Below are 18,589 nucleotides of genomic sequence, written 5' to 3'. Positions count from 1 at the left end.
GCGAAAACAGGTTGCCGCTCCCCCGCGCCGGTCGGCATGCTCGCGGCCATGCCCGCCGCACACGGTTCCACCGGGGCCACCGTCGTCCTGTCTGTCGAGGTGCGCGACCTCCTCCCGCAGGACCTGCCCGCATGCACCTGGTCCGGCTCGGCCACCCATCTGCGCCATGTGGAGCAGGAGTTGGCGCGCGCGGCGACCGGAGAGGTGGACTACCTGGCCGTGTGCACGTCCGCCGGTCTGCCGGTGGCGATCGGCGGCGTCGACTACCGGGTTTCGAAGGGGGCGGGCACGCTGTGGCAGCTCGCCGTGCTCCCGGCTCTTCAGTCGCACGGACTGGGCACGCTGCTGATCCGGGCCGCCGAACGGAGGATCGAAGGCCGCGGCCTGCGCAGGGCCGAACTCGGCGTCGAGGAGGACAACCTCCGGGCGCGCACCTTGTACGAGCGGCTGGGCTTCGTCGCCTACGGCAGGGAACCCGACTCCTGGGACGAGGAGGGGCCCGACGGATCGGTCCGCCGCCACGAGACCCTGTGCGTGCTCATGCGGAAGCAGCTTCGGGCGCCGGCCGACGACCGCTGAACACGGCCTCCGGCCCGACGGATCCGCCGGGCCGGAGGGTCACCGGCGGGACGCGCCCGCAACCATGCGGCACGTTCATGGCGCGTCGGGCACCCATGCCGCGACCAGGTCCAGCAGTCCGGGAAAGCGGGCGTCGAGGTCGTCGACACGCACGTGACTGCGGCGTTCCAGCCCGTACTGCCGTTGGCGCGTGACACCTGCCTCGCGCAGGGCCTTGAAGTGGTGGGTGAGCGAGGACTTCGGCCGGTCGAGGCCGAACCACCCGCAGGAGTGGTCGAACCGCTCCGACTCCAGCAGGAGTTTGCGCACGATGCCGAGGCGCAGCGGATCGCTCAGGGCGCCCAGCACCACCTCCAGCCGCAGGTCGTCGACCGCCGGCTCGGGAAGCGGATCGGGCAGATCTGATGGTTCGGGCATCGGGGAAGCGCCTCGCACACCGGAAACCGTCGTCGACATGGCCGCTCCTCATCCCTGATCGCCTGTACGACTTCAATCGTACTTGATGCTAAGTTCGACTCAACTCGTACTGACTCCTCGGAGGGAATCAGCCATGCCTGAGAGTCGAGAAGCGGTGCCCGCGCCGACGGCGGGGCACCGGCAACAACCGGCGCCGGACCAACCGGTGGGACCGGCTACCCCGCTGGCTCCCGCCCGGCGGATCTGGCCGGCCGCCTGGCCGGTCACAGCGGTCTTCGTCCTCTCCAATGCGACGACCCCGCTGTATCAGGTGTGGCAGCACGAGATCGGCTTCTCCCAAGGGACGCTGACCGTGATCTTCGCCTTCTACATCGTCGGGCTGCTCGGCTCCCTGCTGATCTCGGGTATCGCGTCGGACCGGCTCGGACGCAGGCCGGTGCTCCTGCCCGCGCTCGCCCTGGGGGTGGCCGCATGCCTGATCTTCGCCACCGCCACCACGGTGCCCGCCCTGATGGTCGCGCGACTGTTCAGCGGCATCGCCGTCGGAGCCGTCGTCTCCGCGGGCATGGCAGCCGTGACCGATGTGGCGGGGCCTGGGCGCGAGCGTTCCGCAGCTCTTCTCGCCTCGTGCGCCATGGTCTTCGGCGCGGGGCTCGGGCCGCTGCTGGCGGGCGTGCTCTCCGAGACGGCACCCGCGCCCACGGTGACGGTCTTCATGGTCGAGATCGTGCTGCTCACCACCGCGTTCCTCGTGGTCCTGCGGATGCCGCTGCCACGCCGGGAGGCGCCCGAGCGGGGTGCGTGGGTCCGGATACCTTCGGTCCCCCACGACGCCCGTCGGCATCTCGGGCTCGGCATCGCCGTGTTCGCCCCCGGGATCACGGCGACGTCGTTCGTCCTCTCCCTGGGGCCTTCGCTGCTCACCGGGCTGCTGGGAACCACCAGCCGCATCACGGCCGGAGCCATGGCGTTCGCCATGTTCCTGGCCGCCACCGGCGTGCAGTTCGCGGTCCGGCGGCTGGAGAGGCGGACGATCCTGACCGCAGGAGCGGTGACGATCGCGCTCGGCGTGGTCGCGCTCGTCACCGCCGTACGCACCGCATCGGTCGCCATGCTCGCCGTCTCCGTGCTCCTCGCCGGAGCGGGCCAGGGCATGGGACAGCTCGGCGGGCTGTCGCTCCTCAATTCCGCGGTCCCCCCGCAGCGGCTCGCCGAGGCCAACGCCGCCCTGAACGTGGGGGGTTATGTGCCGGCGGGCATTCTGCCGGTGTCGGTCGGCTACCTCAGCGACGCGGTGGGGCTGACCGCCGGGACGACTGTCTTCGCCGGCGTCCTGGCGACGTCCGCGGTCATGGGCGGCCTCCTCGTCCTCACTTCACGGCTCCACGAGCCGGGACAGGGACGAGCGGAACCCTCATCGGCGCCCCGGCTTCCCGCTCCGCAACACCGGCGCCCTCACGATGCGCCCGGCGACCGCGGCTGACGGGAAGGCCCCGGGCTCCACTCCGGCGCCCGGGGACCGTGCCGTCGGCCGCCGGGCCCGCCACGGCTCCGTGGGAGGCGGACAGCTCACGGGCTGTCCGCCTCCCAGGCCCAGCGCTTCGGGTCCGCTTCCACCGGGCCGTACACGGCGCGGCCGCCGGCGCCGTGCTTCCCGAGCTCCGTCCCGAGAGCGGCTCCCACGGCGAGGCGTTCCCCGGGCCAGCCGGTGACGTCCAGGAGCAGCCCGTCGAGCGGACCGCCCACCAGTTCCACGTATACGTGTCCCGGCTGTGGACCCGGATCGGGGTCGTCGTGGTCGGCGCCGTAGACGCGACGCCTCATGAGTTCGTCCATGCCTCCAGCATCACAGCCACCACTGACAGCGGGCCCTGCGAGGTGGCGCGCCCGCTCCGCCATCTGCGGTGGGGCGGGCGCCACACCGTGAAGCCGCTGATCGCGACATGGCTGACGGCCTCCGGACCGCGTCCGCGCGGGCTCCGGCGGCGCGTGCGCCTCGGACGTCCGGCGGATCCGCCGTGGACGCGCGGCGCGGGGCGGTCCCCGCCACCGCACCCGTGGTGTGGCAGCGTGGACGTGCGCCCTCCGGATCACCTGGTGTGGTTCGCCGTCACCATGAGGACGCAGCACGAGACGGAGGAGAGAACATGTCGAAGCCGCCGCTTCCCGACGCCGCGGTCACCATGCTGCGCAAGCCCAACCCGGCTGTCATCGCCACGCTGCGTTCCGACGGCCAGCCGGTCTCCACGGCCACCTGGTACCTGTGGGACGAAGGACGGGTGCTGGTCAACATGGACGAGGGCCGCAAACGCCTCGGCCATGTGCGCCAGGACCCGCGCGTCACCCTGACGGTGCTCGACGAGTCCGACTGGTACACCCATGTGACCCTGATCGGACGTGTGGTCGAGATCAGCGACGACGAAGGTCTCACCGGCATCGACCGGCTGTCCCGGAACTACACCGGGCAGCCGTACCCGGACCGGGAACGCGGCAGGGTCAACGCCTGGATCGAGATCGACCGCTGGCACGGCTGGGGCGGCTTCCGGGACAGCTCCCAGGCGGCGACGTAGCCCGCTCGGACGGGTCGCGGGCTCGTCCTGCCGGGAACCGGATTGTCAGAGCCCGCCAGTAGCCTCTGGCTCCATGGGAATTCGGGTCGACGCAGCGGTGAGTTCTCCGGACGACGACGAGATGAACAGGGTCCTCGGACCGGCCGGTCCGGCCGGCGAGGCCGTCACGGTGGCGTTCGTCCGGGAGGAGCGTGACGAGGTGGAGCGCGCCCTGCTGTGCTCATGGCGACGCCGGCGCTCCGGGAGCACCGGGGCCCCAGCGCCTACGAGCCGGCCGACGCGGGCGAGAGGAGCCGGGCCGCAGCGGAACGGCCGGAGCCGGCCCACCCGGAGGGGTTCGGCGCGTTCACGCTCTCCCGCCCTTCCCCACCAGCAAGCAGACCCCCGGGGCCGGGCGGGGATGAATGGTCGAAGTACAGGCCGTGAGGGCGTTTCGAAGCGGCCTCTGCTCCTTTCCTGGGCGAGGGTGGATCTCCCCTTCGGCGTTCGCTGCGGCGCCCCGCGTCCCGGCCGCGCCGAGGACGTTCCGGCCGGACGGAAACGCCGGCCCTGCTGAGGAGAATCCATGAACTGGACACTCGAGGTCATCCCGGTCCCTGTCACCGACATGGACCGGGCGAAGGCGTTCTACACCGAGAAGGCCGGCTTCAGACTGGACCTGGACGACGAGGTCGCCCCTGGGATGCGCATCATCCAGCTGACGCCGCCCGGCTCGCGGTGTTCGATCGCCATGCTCCAGGGAATGCCTCCGTTCCCCGGCGAACAGGTGATGGCCCCCGGCACGCTGCAAGGCCTCCAGGTCTGCGTGACGGACATCGAGGCGGCACGCGAGCAGCTGGTGAGCAAGGGGGTGGACGTCTCCCCGGTCCGGCACGTCGGCGCGACGGGCTGGGAGGAGGGCAAGGGCGGCACCTGGAACTCGTTCATGTCCTTCGCCGATCCTGACGGCAACGGATGGGTGGTCCAGGAAGCACCCTCGGAGCTGTCGGAACGCTGACACTCCCTCACGACGACGTATCGGAATGCTGCCCCTCCGTCACGGCGGTGCTCGTCGCCACCGTCCCTGGCATCAGACGCTGTGCGGGTCGAAGGGGATTCCGGCGGGCAGTGCCTTCTCCAGGTGGGCGGCGAAGTTGCCGTCCTTCAGCCCGAAGACCGCACTGCCGAAGTCGGCCTGGACCAGCTTGTCCCGCAGACCGGCCGGGTAGCCGTTCCAGCCGACGAGCCCGGGGTACCGCCACTCGTGGTAGTGGTTCTCCGGTGGCTCGTCGTTGGTGTTGGCCGGGCGGAAGCAGTGGGTGCTCACACCGTCCTTGTGGTACACGACTTTGGCGTGCGTGCCGTCCCACCGGATGCGGTCACGGGCGTACACGTCGAAGTTGCCGTGCGCCGAGGTGGACACGTAGCGGGCCTCGTCGTTCTGGATCCACACCACGACGTGTTCCCAGTCGTGCCGGTGTCCCCCGAGCCCACTGCCGGCCACGGCCTGGTCCTTCTCGAAGTAGAGCCCGTAGATGACCGCGCACCAACCGTTGTTGCACGTGGAGCGGGCGTAACTGTTGGTGTTGTCCAGGTCGACCGCGTCCCGGCAACTGCCATTGACCGCACCTGTGGTCTTGAGGCCGGGGGCTATGGTCCCGTCGGGTCCGATGGCCGGTGTGGGGTAGCAGCCGTCTGTGTCGTAGTCGAAGGCCGGCTGGAACGTCCGCTCCATCACGTCCGCGTTCGCGGGCAGCGCGGCCGGCGGTGCGGCCAGTGCGCTGGTCGCCGAGGCGAGGACGAGCGTGAGGGCACTTCCCACGACGAGGGCGGCCCTACGGATCGGTGCGCTGCTTCTCACTGCGTCCTCCCGGTCGGCGCGTGGGAGTGGGGGACACGCGCGCTACGCCTGACATGCCCATCACCATCGCATCGAACCCTGCGGGCTGACGCGGCATCGGACGTCCGGTGCGTGGAGGACCGCCACGCACCGGGGCGCTCAGCCGCGACGCGTGGCTGCGGTGGCCCGCGGTGTCGAGCCCGGCCCAGCGGCTTGGGCGGCCTTGCCCGGACGCAGGGTCCATGGCACCGGCTCGGTGTTCGTCAGCCACCCCTCGTCGATCAGACGACGGATGACGTGGATCCGCAGCTCGCGGGACATCTTGCCCCAGCCCAGCGCCTTGCAGAGCTGCTTGACGGAGGGGCCGTGGCCGTGCTCCGCCCGAAAGGCGGCGGCGAACTCCGCCGCGACAGGTCCCTGGTCGGGGTACTTGGCCTCCCAGACGCCGTAGGCCGTGCGCACCTTCTCCTTGAACTGGGCGGGAACCGCCTTGCGCATGAAGGCTTCCGACACCCGGGCCGTGGACAGGGAGCACGTGGGACAGCCCTCGACGGCCTCGACGTGCCGGCGCAGCGCCACGCTCGCACGGTCCTTCCACTCGTCCCAGCTCGGCAGCTCCTCCTCCGGCGCGCGTGGGGCCGGAGGCGTCTCGGACGGGGGACGGGTTCCCGACAGATGCCGGACACCCTCGCCCAGCAGATACCTGCTGCCGTCCAGCTCCTGCAGGAACCCCTTGGCGAGCAGTTCAGGCAGGGCCGCCAGGCACTCGCCGGGCAGATGCGCGGGGACCGTGCCGTACGCGTCGGCAGGCCCGTGGGCGGCCAGGAACAGTGCCGCCAGCCGGACGGCGGACGAGCCCTTCTTGACCGGCTTGGCGGCGAGGGTCCGGGCCGTCCAGCCCGAGACCCGGGACCGCATCACCTTGCCGAAGGGCAGCCGGGGGTCCGGCCCGCCGCCGAGGTCGGGCACGGTGACCCCGACGGGCGTGACGAGATCTCCACCGAGCAAGGCCTCCTGCCCCTGCCAGCCCAGCGCGGCGAGGGCGGTGACGGCCGCCTCCGGGTCGGTCAGCCGGAGGGATCTCACGTCCTGGCCGGTGAGGTTGCCGATGCCCGTGCGGGCCGCCCGGATGGCGACGACCACGGCGAGAAGTCGCGCGTCGGCCCCTGTCAGCGGCAGCGACCCCAGATATGCCAGGAGCGCCCGGGCGGCTTCCCCCTGGCGGGGCGTCAGCAGGAAGGGATTCGGCTTCACCGCCGGTGCGGCCTGGACAGGGGGCGCGCTCGAAACTGAAGAAGACACGCCCTGCACAACGACCGTGAGGGCACGAGGTCACTGTCCGTACGCACGAGTCCGGGCGCGGCCGCACCCGGAGCAGGGTCATCACCCCGGCCGGCCCGCAACACCCGTACTCCCGCAGCCGCTTCACGATGAATCGTCATGGTCCAGACCAGAACGTTGACGCGTCCCTGACCGATCGATACGCTCCGGAAAGCTTCGTGAGAGCGCTCTCAAAACCGCTTCGAGAGTCCTCGCGCGGCCACCCCCACCGCACAGCCTTCCCGATGAGGAGAAGAGCTTGTCTGCCAACCTTCCTTCCGCTCGGCCCGCACGCCGCTCCCGCCGCCGCCCTGCCGCACTGGTCGCCGCGCTCGCGCTGGCCGGCGGCTGCCTCGTCGTCACCCAGGTCACCGCGGCCACCGAGGCGACCGCCGTCCCCGCCACCATCCCGCTCACGCTGACCAACAACTCCGGGCGCGGCGAGCAGGTGCACGTCTACGTCATCGGTACCGAACTCTCGTCCGGGCGCCAGGGCTGGGCCGACGCGAACGGCACCTTCCACCCCTGGCCGGTCGGCGGCAACCCGCCGACGCCCGCCCCCGACGCCTCCATCGCGGGCCCGGCCAACGGACAGTCGAAGACGATCCGGATGCCGAAGTTCTCCGGCCGGGTCTACTTCTCCTACGGGCAGAAGCTCGTCTTCAAGCTCACCACCGGCGGTCTGGTGCAGCCCGCGGTGCAGAACCCGAGCGACCCGAACGCGAACATCCTCTTCAACTGGACCGAGTACACGCTCAACGACGCCGGCCTGTGGATCAACAGCACCCAGGTCGACATGTTCTCGGCACCGTACGCGGTCGGAGTGAAGCGTCCGAACGGCACCACTCTGACCACCGGCCACCTCAAGCCCGGCGGCTACAAGGCGTTCTTCGACTCCCTGCGCGGCCAGTCCGGCGGCTGGGGCGGGCTCATCCGCACCCGCTCCGACGGCACGATCCTGCGCGCGCTCGCCCCCGGCCACGGCATCGAAGCCGGGGCGCTGCCGGCCTCCGTGATGAACGACTACGTCAACCGGGTATGGAGCAAGTACGCCTCGCAGACGTTGACCGTCCAGCCGTTCAAGGACCAGCCGAACACGAAGTACTTCGGGCGCGTCCAGGGCAACACCATGAACTTCACCAACAGTTCGGGGGCGGTCGTCACCAGCTTCCAGAAGCCTGACTCCGACAGCATCTTCGGCTGCTACAAGCTCCTCGACGCGCCCAACGACCTGGTCCGCGGGCCCATCTCCCGAACGCTGTGCGCCGGCTACAACCGGTCGACGCTGCTGAGCAACCCCAACCAGCCCGACGCGAACAACGCGAACTTCTACAAGGACGCGGTCACCAACCACTACTCCGCCAAGATCCACGCCCAGATGGCCGACGGAAAGGCCTACGGCTTCGCCTTCGACGACGTCGGCGCGCACGAGTCGCTGGTGCACGACGGAGATCCGCAGCAGGCGTACATCACTCTGGACCCGTTCAACTAGGGTTCCCCGAGCCGGCACGCCGCACGAACCGCCCCTCCTCGCGGGACAGCACGTGCGCTCGGGGGTGTCCGGACGGACCACCCCCGGGCGCCGTCCGCCGAGAGGGCCGCTCGACCGCCTGCGCCGCCGCCCCGCGCCCGGCACAGCCGTGGTCGAGCGCTCCGAGCCGCGCCCGGGCGGTGGGCGGCATGCGCCCGCACGGTCCGGGGCCCCGTACGGCCAAGCGGTGGGTAGGGTCGCTCACATGGTCGTCCTCGAGCGTCTCCGTCCCGATCACGCCCCGGCCCTGCTCGCCTTCGAGCGCCGGAACCGCGCGTACTTCGCCGCTTCGATCCCGGACCGGGGAGACGGGTTCTTCACGGAGTTCGACGCTCGCCACGCCGAGCTGCTCGCCGAACAGGCGGCAGGGGCACACCACTTCCATGTCCTGGTGGATGCCGACGGCTCCGTGCTGGGAAGGGTCAACCTCGTCGGCGTGGCGGGCGGCTCCGCCGAACTCGGGTACCGGATCGCCGAACACGCGGCAGGACGGGGGCTGGCCACGTCGGGGGTGCGCCAGGTGTGTGCGCTCGCGCTCGGGGAGTACGGGCTGACCGCCCTGCGGGCGGAGACGACGGTGGACAACGCCGGCTCCAGGGCCGTGCTGGCCCGAGCGGGATTCGTGGAGACCGGAGCGATCACGCTGGTGGGAAGGCCGGGGCTGCGCTTCACCCTCGATCTGGTGAAGGACGGCCGCTGAGCCGCGACGGCCCTCGGCACCCGCCTGCCCCAGGAAGCAGACCGGTGGCGCACCGCGGGCCGCGGTACGCCACCGATGGGTCCGTTCGCGCGGTGGTCAGTCGTCGTCGATCTGCTCGTCGGTGATCGTGCCCTTGGCCGCGTCGATGTCGAAGGTGGTCTTGTTCCAGTCCTTGGTGACCACGTCGACCTGCCAGACCAGGACCTTGCTGTCGTTCTCGTCGAGGCCGATGGAGGTGACCCAGCCCGGCGTCTTGTCCGTGGCGACCTTGGCGGCCTGCTGAGGCGTCTGCGTGGCCTTCGAGAGCTGGTCCGCCAGCTTCTGCTTGTCCGCGTCGCTCTGATCGGCGTCGGGACCGGAGTCGATGACCGCTCCGGACACCGCGTCGATGATGACGTTGTGCGCCGTGCCGTCCTCCTCGGCGACCTCCGCGACCCACTTCGGGGCGGCGGAGCTGCCGCTGGGGCTCGGGCTGCCGGACGCGCTCGCGCTTCCCGAGGGGCTCGCGCTTCCCGACGGGCTCGGACTGCCGCTCGGGCTGGGGCTGCCGCTCGCGTCGTCCTCGTCGTCCAGGCCTTCGAGGTCCAGATCGGTCAGCTTGCCTCCCGACACCTCACCGACCGCCGTGGTGGCGGCCTTGTCGAAGGTGACCTTGACCATCGAGAGCAGATCCTTGCGCTCACTCTGGTCCTTGGTCAGCTGCGCCGTTCCGGAGGGGCTGCCCGAAACGCTCCCGGAGGGGCTGGTCGTCTGGTTCGGAAGGACCTTCGCGGCCTCGGAGGTCTCAGAAGCGGTCTTGTCGCCGCTCTCCTGGCCACAACCGGTCACGAGGGTGGCTGCAAGAGCAGCGGCGCACAGGGCGCCGCCGGCGACGCGGAGCCGGAGGGTACGCGGGGAAACGGTCTTGTTTCGACGGGGATCGAATCTCATGGTGGCATCCCTAGCCGCCTCCGCGAACAGTCATGTTGTCCGACCGGCGGGTGTCACCCGATCGACGGCGCCGTCCGCCCATTCGGCGTGTCGTGCGACTCTCCGCGGTCAGGTTCCGGACACAGGTGTATGGCGCCGGTTCTGCCGAACCGGCGCCATACACACGGGACGCGCTGCGGCTTCAGGCGGTCAGCTGGACCTCGGCCGGGGCCGCCGCCGCGCCCAGCGATCCCGCCGACGGAACGGCACTCAACTGCGCCGCCGCCGCGGCCAGGGCCTCGGGCACGGCCCTGGTCCCGGTGGTCACGCAGAGGGTGTAGGAGACGTCCTCGAGTTGACGGCTGCTCTCGGAAGTGCCAAGCCGTGCATGGGCGCTTCGCAGTGACTCGTAGCGCTTGACGAGATTCCGCAGCGTTGCGGGATTGGCCATCAGCACGGCAGTTCCTCTCCACAGGGCGGCCGGGAGCCCGTGAGCCCCGCGCCGACGAAGTCCGATCGCGCCGGCGGTGGGTCGCCTGGCGTCACGGGTGGCCGTGCGAAGCTGACAGCACGCGTCCGGTCCCTTGCAGTTGATGGTCGCTCCGCCTCACCCATTCCGCATCCGCAGTCACGGAAGGTCACACAGACGGTGCCCCGGAGCGCCGCACTCCGGGGTGGGAAACAATGGAGGGGACGGGCCCGAAGCTGCCGCCGGGCCCGGTCGGGAGGTCGATCATGGATTATCCGGAGAGTTACGAGCTCATCTTCCAGGCGGGCGGCGCGGAGGACGACGTCGTCGCCGTGCACCTCACCGCACGTTCAGGCGCCGGCGGTTACCCGGTCTACGAGGACGAGACGGGAATCGTGCGCGCCGAGATCAGCGAACGCGGCGAGGTCCGCATGCAGGCGAGCGGAGGCCACCAGGTCCTGGGAGCGCCCCTGCTGGCCAGGCCGCTGAGCCCCGGGGCCGCTCCGCACGGCACCGACTGACGGGTTCGGAACGACTCGGCGACGCATTCCGCGCCCGTTCATGCCCACCCTCGTCCGAATGTGTTTACTTTCCTCAAGCCTGACCGTAGTCTGCCGGTGAAACCACAGACTCGGGCATGAAACGGATACGTAACCACATGTACGCACCGGAGCGGCAGCAGGAGATCCTCCGCATCGCCGGCGAGAGCGGCCGGGTCGACGTCCTGTCCCTGGCCGAGCAGTTCCAGGTGACCGCCGAGACGGTCCGGCGCGATCTCAAGGCGCTCGACCGCGCGGGGCTCCTCCGAAGGGTGCACGGCGGTGCCATCCCCGCCGGGCGGCTCGGCTTCGAACCGGACCTGGCCGAGCGCGACACCGTGGCCGCCGACGAGAAGGACCGCATCGCCGCCGCCGCCCTGGGTGAACTCCCCGCCGAGGGCAACATCATCATCGACGCCGGGACGACGACCGTCAGGCTCGCGGCCGCCGTCCCCATCGACTCGCGCCTCACCGTGGTCACCCATGCCCTGCCGGTGGCGGCACGCCTGTCCGACCACCCCGGGATCGCCCTGCATCTGGTCGGCGGCAGGGTCCGGCACCGCACCCGCGCGGCCGTCGACGCCTGGGCACTGAGTGCGTACGCCGAGATCAACGCGGACGTCGTCTTCCTCGCCACCAACGGATTCTCCCCCGACGGCGGTCTGACCACCCCGGATCTGGCCGAGGCCGCCGTGAAGCGCGCCGTGATCGCGGCGGCCCGCAGAGTGGTGCTCCTGGCCGACTCGGGCAAGTCCGGCCAGGAGCACTTCGCACGGTTCGGCGACCTCTCCCACGTCGACCTGCTGATCACCGATACGGGGCTGAGCCCCGAGGACGCCCGGGCCATCGAGAGCCGGGGCACGGAAGTGCTACGCGCATGATCCTCACCGTCACCCCGAACCCGAGCCTGGACCGCACCTACGAACTGCCGGGTCTGAACCGCGGCGCCGTGCTGCGTGCCACGGCCGACCGCGTCGACCCCGGCGGCAAGGGGGTCAACGTCTCCAGGGCCGTCGCCGCCGCCGGGCACCGCACCGTGGCCGTCGCACCCCTGGGGGGTCCGGAGGGCGCCCTGCTGGCCCGGCTCCTCGGCGAACACGGCATCGAGTCGGCCGGGGTTCCGATCGCCGGCTCGACCCGGGTCAACATCACCCTGGTGGAGCCGGACGGGACACTCACCAAGGTCAACGCCCCGGGGCCCGCCATCACGCCCGCCGAGGCCGAACGCCTGCTGGACACCGTCCGGGTACGGTCGGCGGGCGCGGACTGGATCGCGTGCTGCGGCAGCCTGCCCCGCGGGCTGCCTCCGCAGTGGTATGCCGAGCTGGTGGCCCGCGGCCACCGTGCCGGTGTCAGGATCGCTCTGGACACCTCGGGCGCCGCGCTGACGGCCGCGCTGCCCGAGCGACCGGACGTGATCAAGCCGAACGCGCAGGAGCTCGCCGAGGCCGTGGGCCGTCCGCTCGCGACGGTGGGTGACGTCCTCGAGGCGGCACAGGAACTGTGCGAGCTCGGGGCGCGCTCGGTGCTCGCCAGCATGGGAGCAGTGGGCCAACTGCTGGTCGATCCGTCCGGGGCGTACTTCGCCACCGCCCGCGTGGACGCGGTCCGGAGCGACGTCGGTGCCGGAGACGCCTCCCTCGCGGGGTTCCTGTCCACCGGCGGGACGGGCCGGACCGCCCTGCGGGCCGCGGTGGCCCACGGCGCGGCCGCCGTGCAACTGCCCGGGAGCGTCATGCCGGCGCCCGCCGACCTCGATCCGTCGGCGGTGGTCACCACCGCCGACGTCCCCACGGACCTGCCCCTCCCGGCGCAGGCGTCGTGACGTCCGCACACCTGTCCCGCCGTACGACTCCCCCGTCCCCCGAGCCGCCCCCAGGGCGGTCCACGAGCAAGGAGCCCCGCGATGAGTGAGCTGATCACCGCGGACCTGGTCGACCTCGATCTGTCCGCCGAGACGAAGAGCGCGGCCGCCCGTTCACTGGCCCGACGGATGGTCGCGGCCGGCCGCGTCACCGACCTCGACGGTTTCCTCGCCGACGTGGCGGCCCGCGAGGCCCGGATGCCGACCGGTCTGGACGGCGGCATCGGAATCCCGCACTGCCGGAGCGCGCACGTCACCGCGCCGACGCTGGCCTTCGGGCGCAGTGCGCGGGGCATCGACTTCGGCGCACCCGACGGGCCCGCGGACCTCGTCTTCCTGATAGCCGCGCCGGCGGGCGCGGACGACGACCACCTCACCCTTCTCTCGGGCCTCGCACGGCGGCTCATGGACCCCGCTTTCACAGGGGTGCTGCGGTCGGAGGTCCAGCCGGCGGCTGCCGCGGCTCTGATCCGCGGTGAGGAGGTGGCAGCACCGGTCACGGACGTCGAGGAGGCCGTCGCCGAGACCCCGGAGCCGTCCGGGCCGTTCCGCGTCGTCGCCGTCACGTCCTGTCCGACCGGTATCGCGCACACCTACATGGCCGCTGAGTCCCTCGAAGCAGCCGCGCGCGCCGAGGGAGTCGTGCTGCACGTCGAGACACAGGGCTCGGCCGGGTTCGAACGGCTGGACCCCGAGGTCGTCGCCGCCGCCGACGCCGTCATCTGGGCGCACGACGTCGACGTGCGCGAGAAGGCCCGGTTCGCCGGGAAGCCGGTCGTCGACACCGGGGTGAAGGCCGGGATCAACCGGCCCGCCGATGATCGCGGAGGCCCGGCGCAAGGCCGCACGGGGAGAGGTCGGCGTACTCCCCCGCACCGGTGACGAGTCCGGCACCGGTGACGAGCCCGGCGCCGGCACGGAGGGGGCTGCGGGAGCATCCGGGCACTTCGGCGTCCGGCTGCGGACCTATCTGATGTCCGGCGTCAGCTACATGGTGCCGTTCGTCGCGGCCGGAGGCCTGCTCATCGCCCTCTCGTTCGCCATCGGCGGGTACGAGATCGCGAGCGCGAAGTCGGTGGCGGACCACTTCGCCTGGGGCGAGGCGGCCGGCTGGGCCGCCCTGCTCAACCAGATCGGCACCGCCGCCTTCGGCTTCCTGGTCCCGGTTCTGGCGGGGTACATCGCCTACGGGATGGCGGACCGGCCCGCGCTCGTCCCCGGCTTCGTCGGCGGCGCCATCGCGCTCACCGTCGACGCCGGTTTCCTGGGCGGCCTGGTCGCGGGTCTGCTGGCCGGCGCCGCGGTGACGGCGATCCAGCGGGTGAAGGTGCATCGCACCCTGCGCGGCATCATGCCGGTGCTCGTGATCCCCCTGCTCGCGTCGGTCGCCGTCGGCTTCCTGATGTTCATCGTGGTCGGCAAGCCGATCGCCTCGCTCCAGAACGCCCTCACCGACTGGCTCGACGGGCTGTCGGGGTCCAACGCGGTCGTCCTCGGCGTCGTCCTCGGCCTGATGATGTGCTTCGACATGGGCGGCCCGCTGAACAAGGTGGCCTACGCCTTCGCGGTGGGAGGACTGGCCGACCCGACGCCCGGCAGTCTCAAGGTCATGGCCGCGGTGATGGCGGCCGGCATGGTGCCTCCGCTGGCGATGGCCCTCGCCACGACCGTGCGCCGCGGACTGTTCACCCGGACCGAGCGGGAGAACGGCCGTGCCGCGTGGGTGCTGGGTGCCTCGTTCATCACCGAAGGGGCGATCCCCTTCGCCGCCGCCGATCCCCTGCGGGTGATCCCGTCGGTCATGGCCGGAGGCGCGGTCACGGGCGCACTGTCCATGGCCTTCGGCTGTACGCTCCGCGCTCCGCACGGTGGTGTGTTCGTGGTCCCGCTCATCGGCGAGCCGTTCCTCTACCTGCTGGCGATCGCCGCCGGCACCGCGGTCTCCACCGCACTGGTCGTCGTCCTCAAGGGCCTGCGGCGCACGCCCGCGTCGTCCGCCCCGGCCGACGCGGGGTCCGGCGTCGCCGTGGCCGTCTGACCCCCGCCCCTCCCCCGTACGACAGATCCCTCTTCACCGAAGGAGTGCACCCGTGTACCGGCGCACCGTCTCCGTAGGATCCCGTAGCGGGCTCCACGCCCGTCCCGCCTCACTCTTCGTCCAGGCGGCCATGCGTCAGCCGGTCCCCGTCACCGTGGGACGAGAAGGAAGTGCTCCGGTCGATGCCCGGAGCATGCTCTCCGTGCTCGCCCTGGCAGCGCAGCACGGCGATCTGCTGGTGCTGTCCGCCGTCGGCGAAAGCGCGCCCGCTGCCGTCGAGGCGCTGGCTACGCTCCTGTCCGAGGACCTCGACGGCAAGGACTGACAGTGACGGAGCTGTGGGAGGCTGCGGGTGAGGGCGTACTGAGCCTGCCCTCGGGACGGCGCGTGCGGGGCCGCGGTCTGCGGCATCCGTTTCCCGAGGGGGCCGAGCCCACCCTCACCGTGCATCTCCTGGGCGGCCCCCCTCCTCCCGTCGTATGGGAGTCACGGTGGCTGCGCTGGCCGGACTTCCGGCTGCCCGCCGACCGGGAGGCGGCACGCTCCCTGCTGGAGGAGGCGTGGCGCCGGGCTCCGGAGGAGCGGGTCGAGGTCGCGTGCGGAGGGGGCCGGGGACGGACGGGCACGGCTCTCGCCTGCCTGGCCGTGCTGGACGGGGTCCCGGCGGATGAGGCGGTCGCCTACGTCCGCCGGAACTACCACCCCAAGGCCGTGGAGACGCCCTGGCAGCGGCGTTACGTGAGGCGCTTCGCGGGGGGCTGACCGGCTGCCGCGGCGCCGGTCATGGAGGTCACTCCACCGTGTGCGGAGCCGGAACCGTTGCTCCGCCGCCGGCGCGTACCGCCTCCACGACGCTCTGGTGGAGGGATCTGCTCGCTTCCTCCGAGGGGCACGGCACCGGACTGCCGGCCATTTTGAACCAGTCCGAAGCGCCGCTGTACTGCACGGCGACCTCGGCTTGTTCCTCGGTCCACGTCGTGTGCACGGTGAGATCACCGCTCACGACACCTATCTCTTCGGTGCGCACTCCGCCGGTTCCCGCGAAGACACCGAGGGTGGTCCACGATGCCCAGTTCATGACGCGTCGCCTTTCGGGACAATGACAAGCCTGTCTAGCGGACTTGTTGTCGAGTATGGCACCGGGAACCATCACCCGCACGGGTGTGTCCGTCAGTATCCGTCCGGTGACTCCGGGACGCCGTCACGGGTGCATGGAAGCGCCCTTGAGGATCTTGTCGATGGCGTTGCGCGGGCCGTGCACGGCCAGGCCCACCAGGTCCATCGCATCCTTGCCCACCGCGCGGACGGCGGCCCGGTTGGCCTCGTCGTGGCCGGTGGCGAAGAGGTCGGAGGTGAACACCGCCGTGGTGACGCCCCGGCCCACCGCCTTGCCATGCGCGGTCGTCAGGAGCTCCTTGGGCCCGGCGAAGACGAGGACGGGCTGACGGAACATGGGCAGGTACGGGGTGCCGTCGGCGTCGGCGTACGGCTCGCCGATCACCTCGGGTACCTGGGTGCCCAGGCCGCTGACCAGGAAGGCGGTCACGTTCAGCCGCTGCCAGGTCTCGAGGTCGTCGCGGAGCAGCACGGCGATCTTGGTGTCGAAGCGTACGGGTGCGTTGTCGTCGGTCATGGGAAGGAGTCTGCCGAGCCCCGCCGCCGGACGTCTTGTACGAAGTTTGCACGCCGCAGCGGTCCGGCACGCTCTTGTACGCTTCGGCCATGGGAGCACGTCCGGACATCACCGCGTGGCGCCCGCGCGTCGAGGGGATCGACGAGGTCTTCCACGCGCACTTCGCCGACCACGCGTACCCCATGCACACGCACGACGCGTGGACCCTGCTCATCGTCGACGAGGGAATGGTCCGCTACGACCTGGACCGGCATGAGCACGGGGCGCCCAGCTCGGTGGTCTCGCTGCTGCCTCCGCACATCCCGCACAACGGCGGCGCGGCGACCCCCGGCGGGTTCCGCAAGCGCGTGCTGTACCTGAGCACCGGACAGCTCGACGCTGATCTCGTCGGACGCGCGGTGGACCGGCCGGTGCTCCGGGATCCGCTGTTGCGCCGACGGATCCACCAGCTCCACCGCACGCTCGAACGTCCCGGGGAGGAGCTGGAGGCCCAGAGCCGCCTCGCGCTCGTCTCCGAGCGGCTGGCCGGGCACCTGCGCGACGAGCCCCTCGCCCCCCGGATGCCCGACCGCCGCGTCGCGTACGCCCTCCGGGATCTGCTGGACGAACACTTCGTCGAAGGGCTGACGCTCCGCGAGGCGGCGGACCGGCTGCACGCCCACCACACCCACCTGGTGCGGGCCTTCGGCCAGGAGTTCGGCATGGCTCCGCACCAGTACCTGACGGGGCGCCGTGTGGATCTGGCCCGTCGCCTGCTGCTCGGGGGCATGCGCGGCCCGGAGGTCGCGGCCTCGGCGGGGTTCTACGACCAGTCCCACTTCTCCCGGCACTTCAAGCGCGTGGTCGGTACGAGTCCCGGACACTACGCCCGCACCGGAGCCGAGGCCGTTCAGCGGCGTTCCAGTGCCCCTCGGACGAACGCAGCCTGACCTGCGTGCTGCAGGTCGTCGGCGATGACGCTGATCAGCCGTACGCCGAGGGTCACCGGAGGCGACCAGGAATCGTCCACGACGCGGTCGAGGGCCCGCCCGTCGAGGCCCCGGACGAAGTCGAGCGTCCGGCCGCTGACATCGTCGAAGTACCCGAGGAGAAGACCGCCCGAAGCCACCCGCACGGATCCCACCTGTGCGCTGCTGTGGCCGTAGCCGGTCGACCCCTTCTCCAGGGGCAGCTCGAAGCGGGAGGCCCAGTCCCGCGTGAACCAGATCTGCTCGGTCCCCGCCGCGTCGGCGACGTGGTCGTCCTGGACGCGCGTGAGGTGCCACACGAGCCAGGCGATCGAGTTCGCGTCGGCGTCGAGCCTGGCGTTGAGGTCCTCGGCCGGGAGCCCCTCGACTGCGGCGTGCACCGCTTCGTGGACGCGCTCGAACGCGTCGGCGAGAATGCCTGCACTGTTCATACGACCACCATGGCCGGTCCGCGGACAGGGCCATGGCTCCGACACGCGGCCGTCACGGCCGCGCCGCTCCTGTCAGCCGGGCGGATCGGTGTAGCGGACCGTGACCGTCTCGAACCCGAGCGAGCCGAGCAGGCCCTGGAGCATGGAGGTGGTGTTCTTCTCGGCCCGTTGCGTCAGGCCGCTCTCCTCCGCCGCCTCTCCGATGTGCTTGGCCGCGAGCTTGTTGACCGCCTGCTCGCTGCCGGGGTTGTCGGAGAAGAAGTCGCCGAGCCGGTCCAGGATGCCTCGCTGCTTGGAGACGGCGTAGGAACGGTCGGGGTCGAGGGCGGGCTTGCCCAGCACCGCGTGCGGCAGCACGAGTTCGGCCTTGGTGCGGTCCTCGTTCACGGTCACGCCGTCGGCACCGACCTTGCCCAGGTCGACGGAGGCTCCGACGGTACCCGCGCCGACGTAGAGCGTCCGTGTGCCGCGGATGGCGTCGGGCAGGTACTTGGCGTCCTTCTCCAGGTCGACGACGACCTGGAAGTTGCCGGAGGCCGCCTCGTACGCGCTCATGTCCTGGATGGACTTGAGCACCGCGGGTCCCGAACGGTCGTTGGTCTTCTCCTCGAAGAGGTCTCCGAGCCCCGGGAGGAGGCTGAGCCTCGATCCCAGGAGCAGCAGGACCAGAGCGGCGGCGCACACGCCGGCGAACGGCAGGCACCCTCGCATGCGGGCACGGCGGCGGGGCGCACCGCCGTGGCCCGGGTCCCCGGTGCTGTCTGTTCTTACGTCTGTGGACGTCATTCTCTCCGTGTGACCC

At 71.3% G+C, this 18,589-nt stretch carries 22 protein-coding genes and 1 pseudogene; 13 read left to right on the top strand and 10 right to left on the bottom strand.

From position 1 onward, the window contains the following. Window positions 1–48 precede the first annotated feature (48 nt). Window positions 49–579, top strand: a complete 531-nt coding sequence (locus ACFC51_RS19400; protein ID WP_376375905.1) for a GNAT family N-acetyltransferase — start codon at window positions 49–51, stop codon at window positions 577–579. Window positions 580–654: 75 nt separating this feature from the next. On the opposite strand, the gene ACFC51_RS19395 is transcribed toward ACFC51_RS19400, so the two are convergent. Next, on the bottom strand, window positions 655–996 hold the full coding sequence (locus ACFC51_RS19395; protein WP_376375903.1) for an ArsR/SmtB family transcription factor: 342 nt from the start codon (window positions 994–996) through the stop codon (window positions 655–657). A gap of 133 nt (window positions 997–1,129) precedes the next feature. Here ACFC51_RS19395 and ACFC51_RS19390 point away from each other — a divergent pair, with 133 nt between their 5' ends. Continuing rightward, the gene (locus ACFC51_RS19390; RefSeq protein ID WP_376375901.1) at window positions 1,130–2,479 is read left to right on the top strand and encodes an MFS transporter; all 1,350 of its coding nucleotides are present in this window, start codon (window positions 1,130–1,132) and stop codon (window positions 2,477–2,479) included. Between the two features lie 86 nt (window positions 2,480–2,565). Here ACFC51_RS19390 and ACFC51_RS19385 read toward each other — a convergent pair whose 3' ends face one another. Then, window positions 2,566–2,832, bottom strand: coding sequence for a hypothetical protein (locus tag ACFC51_RS19385; RefSeq protein WP_376375899.1), 267 nt, complete (start codon window positions 2,830–2,832; stop codon window positions 2,566–2,568). Window positions 2,833–3,143: 311 nt separating this feature from the next. On the opposite strand from ACFC51_RS19385, the gene ACFC51_RS19380 reads away from it, so the two are divergent. Together ACFC51_RS19380 and ACFC51_RS19375 are read left to right on the top strand one after the other, a co-directional pair. Further along, entirely contained in the window at window positions 3,144–3,566 is a 423-nt protein-coding gene (locus tag ACFC51_RS19380; RefSeq protein ID WP_376375897.1) for a PPOX class F420-dependent oxidoreductase, read from the top strand. 565 nt (window positions 3,567–4,131) lie between these two features. Continuing rightward, window positions 4,132–4,563, top strand: coding sequence for a VOC family protein (locus ACFC51_RS19375; protein WP_376375895.1), 432 nt, complete (start codon window positions 4,132–4,134; stop codon window positions 4,561–4,563). 72 nt (window positions 4,564–4,635) lie between these two features. Here the strand turns inward: ACFC51_RS19375 and ACFC51_RS19370 are convergent, their stop codons facing one another. Together ACFC51_RS19370 and ACFC51_RS19365 are read right to left on the bottom strand one after the other, a co-directional pair. After that, the gene (locus tag ACFC51_RS19370; RefSeq protein WP_376529811.1) at window positions 4,636–5,406 is read right to left on the bottom strand and encodes an NPP1 family protein; all 771 of its coding nucleotides are present in this window, start codon (window positions 5,404–5,406) and stop codon (window positions 4,636–4,638) included. Window positions 5,407–5,544: 138 nt separating this feature from the next. Next, window positions 5,545–6,696: a hypothetical protein gene (locus ACFC51_RS19365; RefSeq protein ID WP_376375891.1), complete on the bottom strand. Its 1,152-nt coding sequence runs from the start codon at window positions 6,694–6,696 to the stop codon at window positions 5,545–5,547. 268 nt (window positions 6,697–6,964) lie between these two features. Between ACFC51_RS19365 and ACFC51_RS19360 the strand changes: the two genes are divergently transcribed. Both ACFC51_RS19360 and ACFC51_RS19355 read left to right on the top strand, forming a co-directional pair. Next, a complete protein-coding gene (locus ACFC51_RS19360; RefSeq protein WP_376529809.1) occupies window positions 6,965–8,197 on the top strand; it encodes a glycoside hydrolase family 64 protein in 1,233 nt (410 codons plus the stop codon). Window positions 8,198–8,441: 244 nt separating this feature from the next. Further along, window positions 8,442–8,936 carry a GNAT family N-acetyltransferase gene (locus tag ACFC51_RS19355; RefSeq protein WP_376375888.1) on the top strand — a complete coding sequence of 165 codons (495 nt, stop codon included), beginning with the start codon at window positions 8,442–8,444 and terminating at the stop codon, window positions 8,934–8,936. 96 nt (window positions 8,937–9,032) lie between these two features. Here ACFC51_RS19355 and ACFC51_RS19350 read toward each other — a convergent pair whose 3' ends face one another. Together ACFC51_RS19350 and ACFC51_RS19345 are read right to left on the bottom strand one after the other, a co-directional pair. Next, a complete protein-coding gene (locus ACFC51_RS19350; protein WP_376529807.1) occupies window positions 9,033–9,866 on the bottom strand; it encodes a PepSY domain-containing protein in 834 nt (277 codons plus the stop codon). 181 nt (window positions 9,867–10,047) lie between these two features. Then, window positions 10,048–10,302, bottom strand: coding sequence for a DUF5133 domain-containing protein (locus ACFC51_RS19345; RefSeq protein ID WP_376375884.1), 255 nt, complete (start codon window positions 10,300–10,302; stop codon window positions 10,048–10,050). 278 nt (window positions 10,303–10,580) lie between these two features. Between ACFC51_RS19345 and ACFC51_RS19340 the strand changes: the two genes are divergently transcribed. The 6 genes and pseudogenes from ACFC51_RS19340 to ACFC51_RS19315 all read left to right on the top strand — a co-directional run bounded on the left by ACFC51_RS19340 (window position 10,581) and on the right by ACFC51_RS19315 (window position 15,517). After that, window positions 10,581–10,835: a DUF6296 family protein gene (locus tag ACFC51_RS19340; protein WP_376375882.1), complete on the top strand. Its 255-nt coding sequence runs from the start codon at window positions 10,581–10,583 to the stop codon at window positions 10,833–10,835. Window positions 10,836–10,972: 137 nt separating this feature from the next. Next, a complete protein-coding gene (locus tag ACFC51_RS19335; RefSeq protein ID WP_376530064.1) occupies window positions 10,973–11,734 on the top strand; it encodes a DeoR/GlpR family DNA-binding transcription regulator in 762 nt (253 codons plus the stop codon). Beyond that, window positions 11,731–12,678: a 1-phosphofructokinase gene (gene pfkB / locus ACFC51_RS19330; RefSeq protein ID WP_376529805.1), complete on the top strand. Its 948-nt coding sequence runs from the start codon at window positions 11,731–11,733 to the stop codon at window positions 12,676–12,678. The genes ACFC51_RS19335 and pfkB overlap by 4 nt, the downstream gene beginning before the upstream one ends. Before the next feature lie 81 nt (window positions 12,679–12,759). Then, a pseudogene (locus tag ACFC51_RS19325) lies at window positions 12,760–14,755 on the top strand (fructose-specific PTS transporter subunit EIIC). 52 nt (window positions 14,756–14,807) lie between these two features. Then, a complete protein-coding gene (locus ACFC51_RS19320) occupies window positions 14,808–15,080 on the top strand; it encodes an HPr family phosphocarrier protein (RefSeq protein ID WP_376375876.1) in 273 nt (90 codons plus the stop codon). 2 nt (window positions 15,081–15,082) lie between these two features. Then, on the top strand, window positions 15,083–15,517 hold the full coding sequence (locus ACFC51_RS19315) for a protein-tyrosine phosphatase family protein (protein ID WP_376529803.1): 435 nt from the start codon (window positions 15,083–15,085) through the stop codon (window positions 15,515–15,517). Window positions 15,518–15,545: 28 nt separating this feature from the next. Here the strand turns inward: ACFC51_RS19315 and ACFC51_RS19310 are convergent, their stop codons facing one another. After that, the gene (locus ACFC51_RS19310; RefSeq protein ID WP_376375872.1) at window positions 15,546–15,833 is read right to left on the bottom strand and encodes a hypothetical protein; all 288 of its coding nucleotides are present in this window, start codon (window positions 15,831–15,833) and stop codon (window positions 15,546–15,548) included. Window positions 15,834–15,956: 123 nt separating this feature from the next. Continuing rightward, window positions 15,957–16,388, bottom strand: coding sequence for a DUF2000 family protein (locus ACFC51_RS19305; RefSeq protein ID WP_376529801.1), 432 nt, complete (start codon window positions 16,386–16,388; stop codon window positions 15,957–15,959). A gap of 89 nt (window positions 16,389–16,477) precedes the next feature. On the opposite strand from ACFC51_RS19305, the gene ACFC51_RS19300 reads away from it, so the two are divergent. Then, a complete protein-coding gene (locus tag ACFC51_RS19300; RefSeq protein ID WP_376375869.1) occupies window positions 16,478–17,317 on the top strand; it encodes an AraC family transcriptional regulator in 840 nt (279 codons plus the stop codon). Here the strand turns inward: ACFC51_RS19300 and ACFC51_RS19295 are convergent. After that, window positions 17,278–17,787, bottom strand: a complete 510-nt coding sequence (locus ACFC51_RS19295; RefSeq protein WP_376375867.1) for a DUF664 domain-containing protein — start codon at window positions 17,785–17,787, stop codon at window positions 17,278–17,280. The genes ACFC51_RS19300 and ACFC51_RS19295 overlap by 40 nt on opposite strands. A 72-nt stretch (window positions 17,788–17,859) precedes the next feature. Continuing rightward, window positions 17,860–18,573, bottom strand: a complete 714-nt coding sequence (locus tag ACFC51_RS19290; RefSeq protein ID WP_376375865.1) for a DUF4230 domain-containing protein — start codon at window positions 18,571–18,573, stop codon at window positions 17,860–17,862. Between the last annotated feature and the right edge of the window lie 16 nt (window positions 18,574–18,589).

The organism is Streptomyces sp. NPDC055962 (assembly GCF_042270185.1).
In the GTDB taxonomy this organism is placed as follows: domain Bacteria; phylum Actinomycetota; class Actinomycetes; order Streptomycetales; family Streptomycetaceae; genus Streptomyces.
Note: the sequence above shows the minus strand (reverse complement) of the source record. Positions and strands in the feature narration are given on the sequence as shown.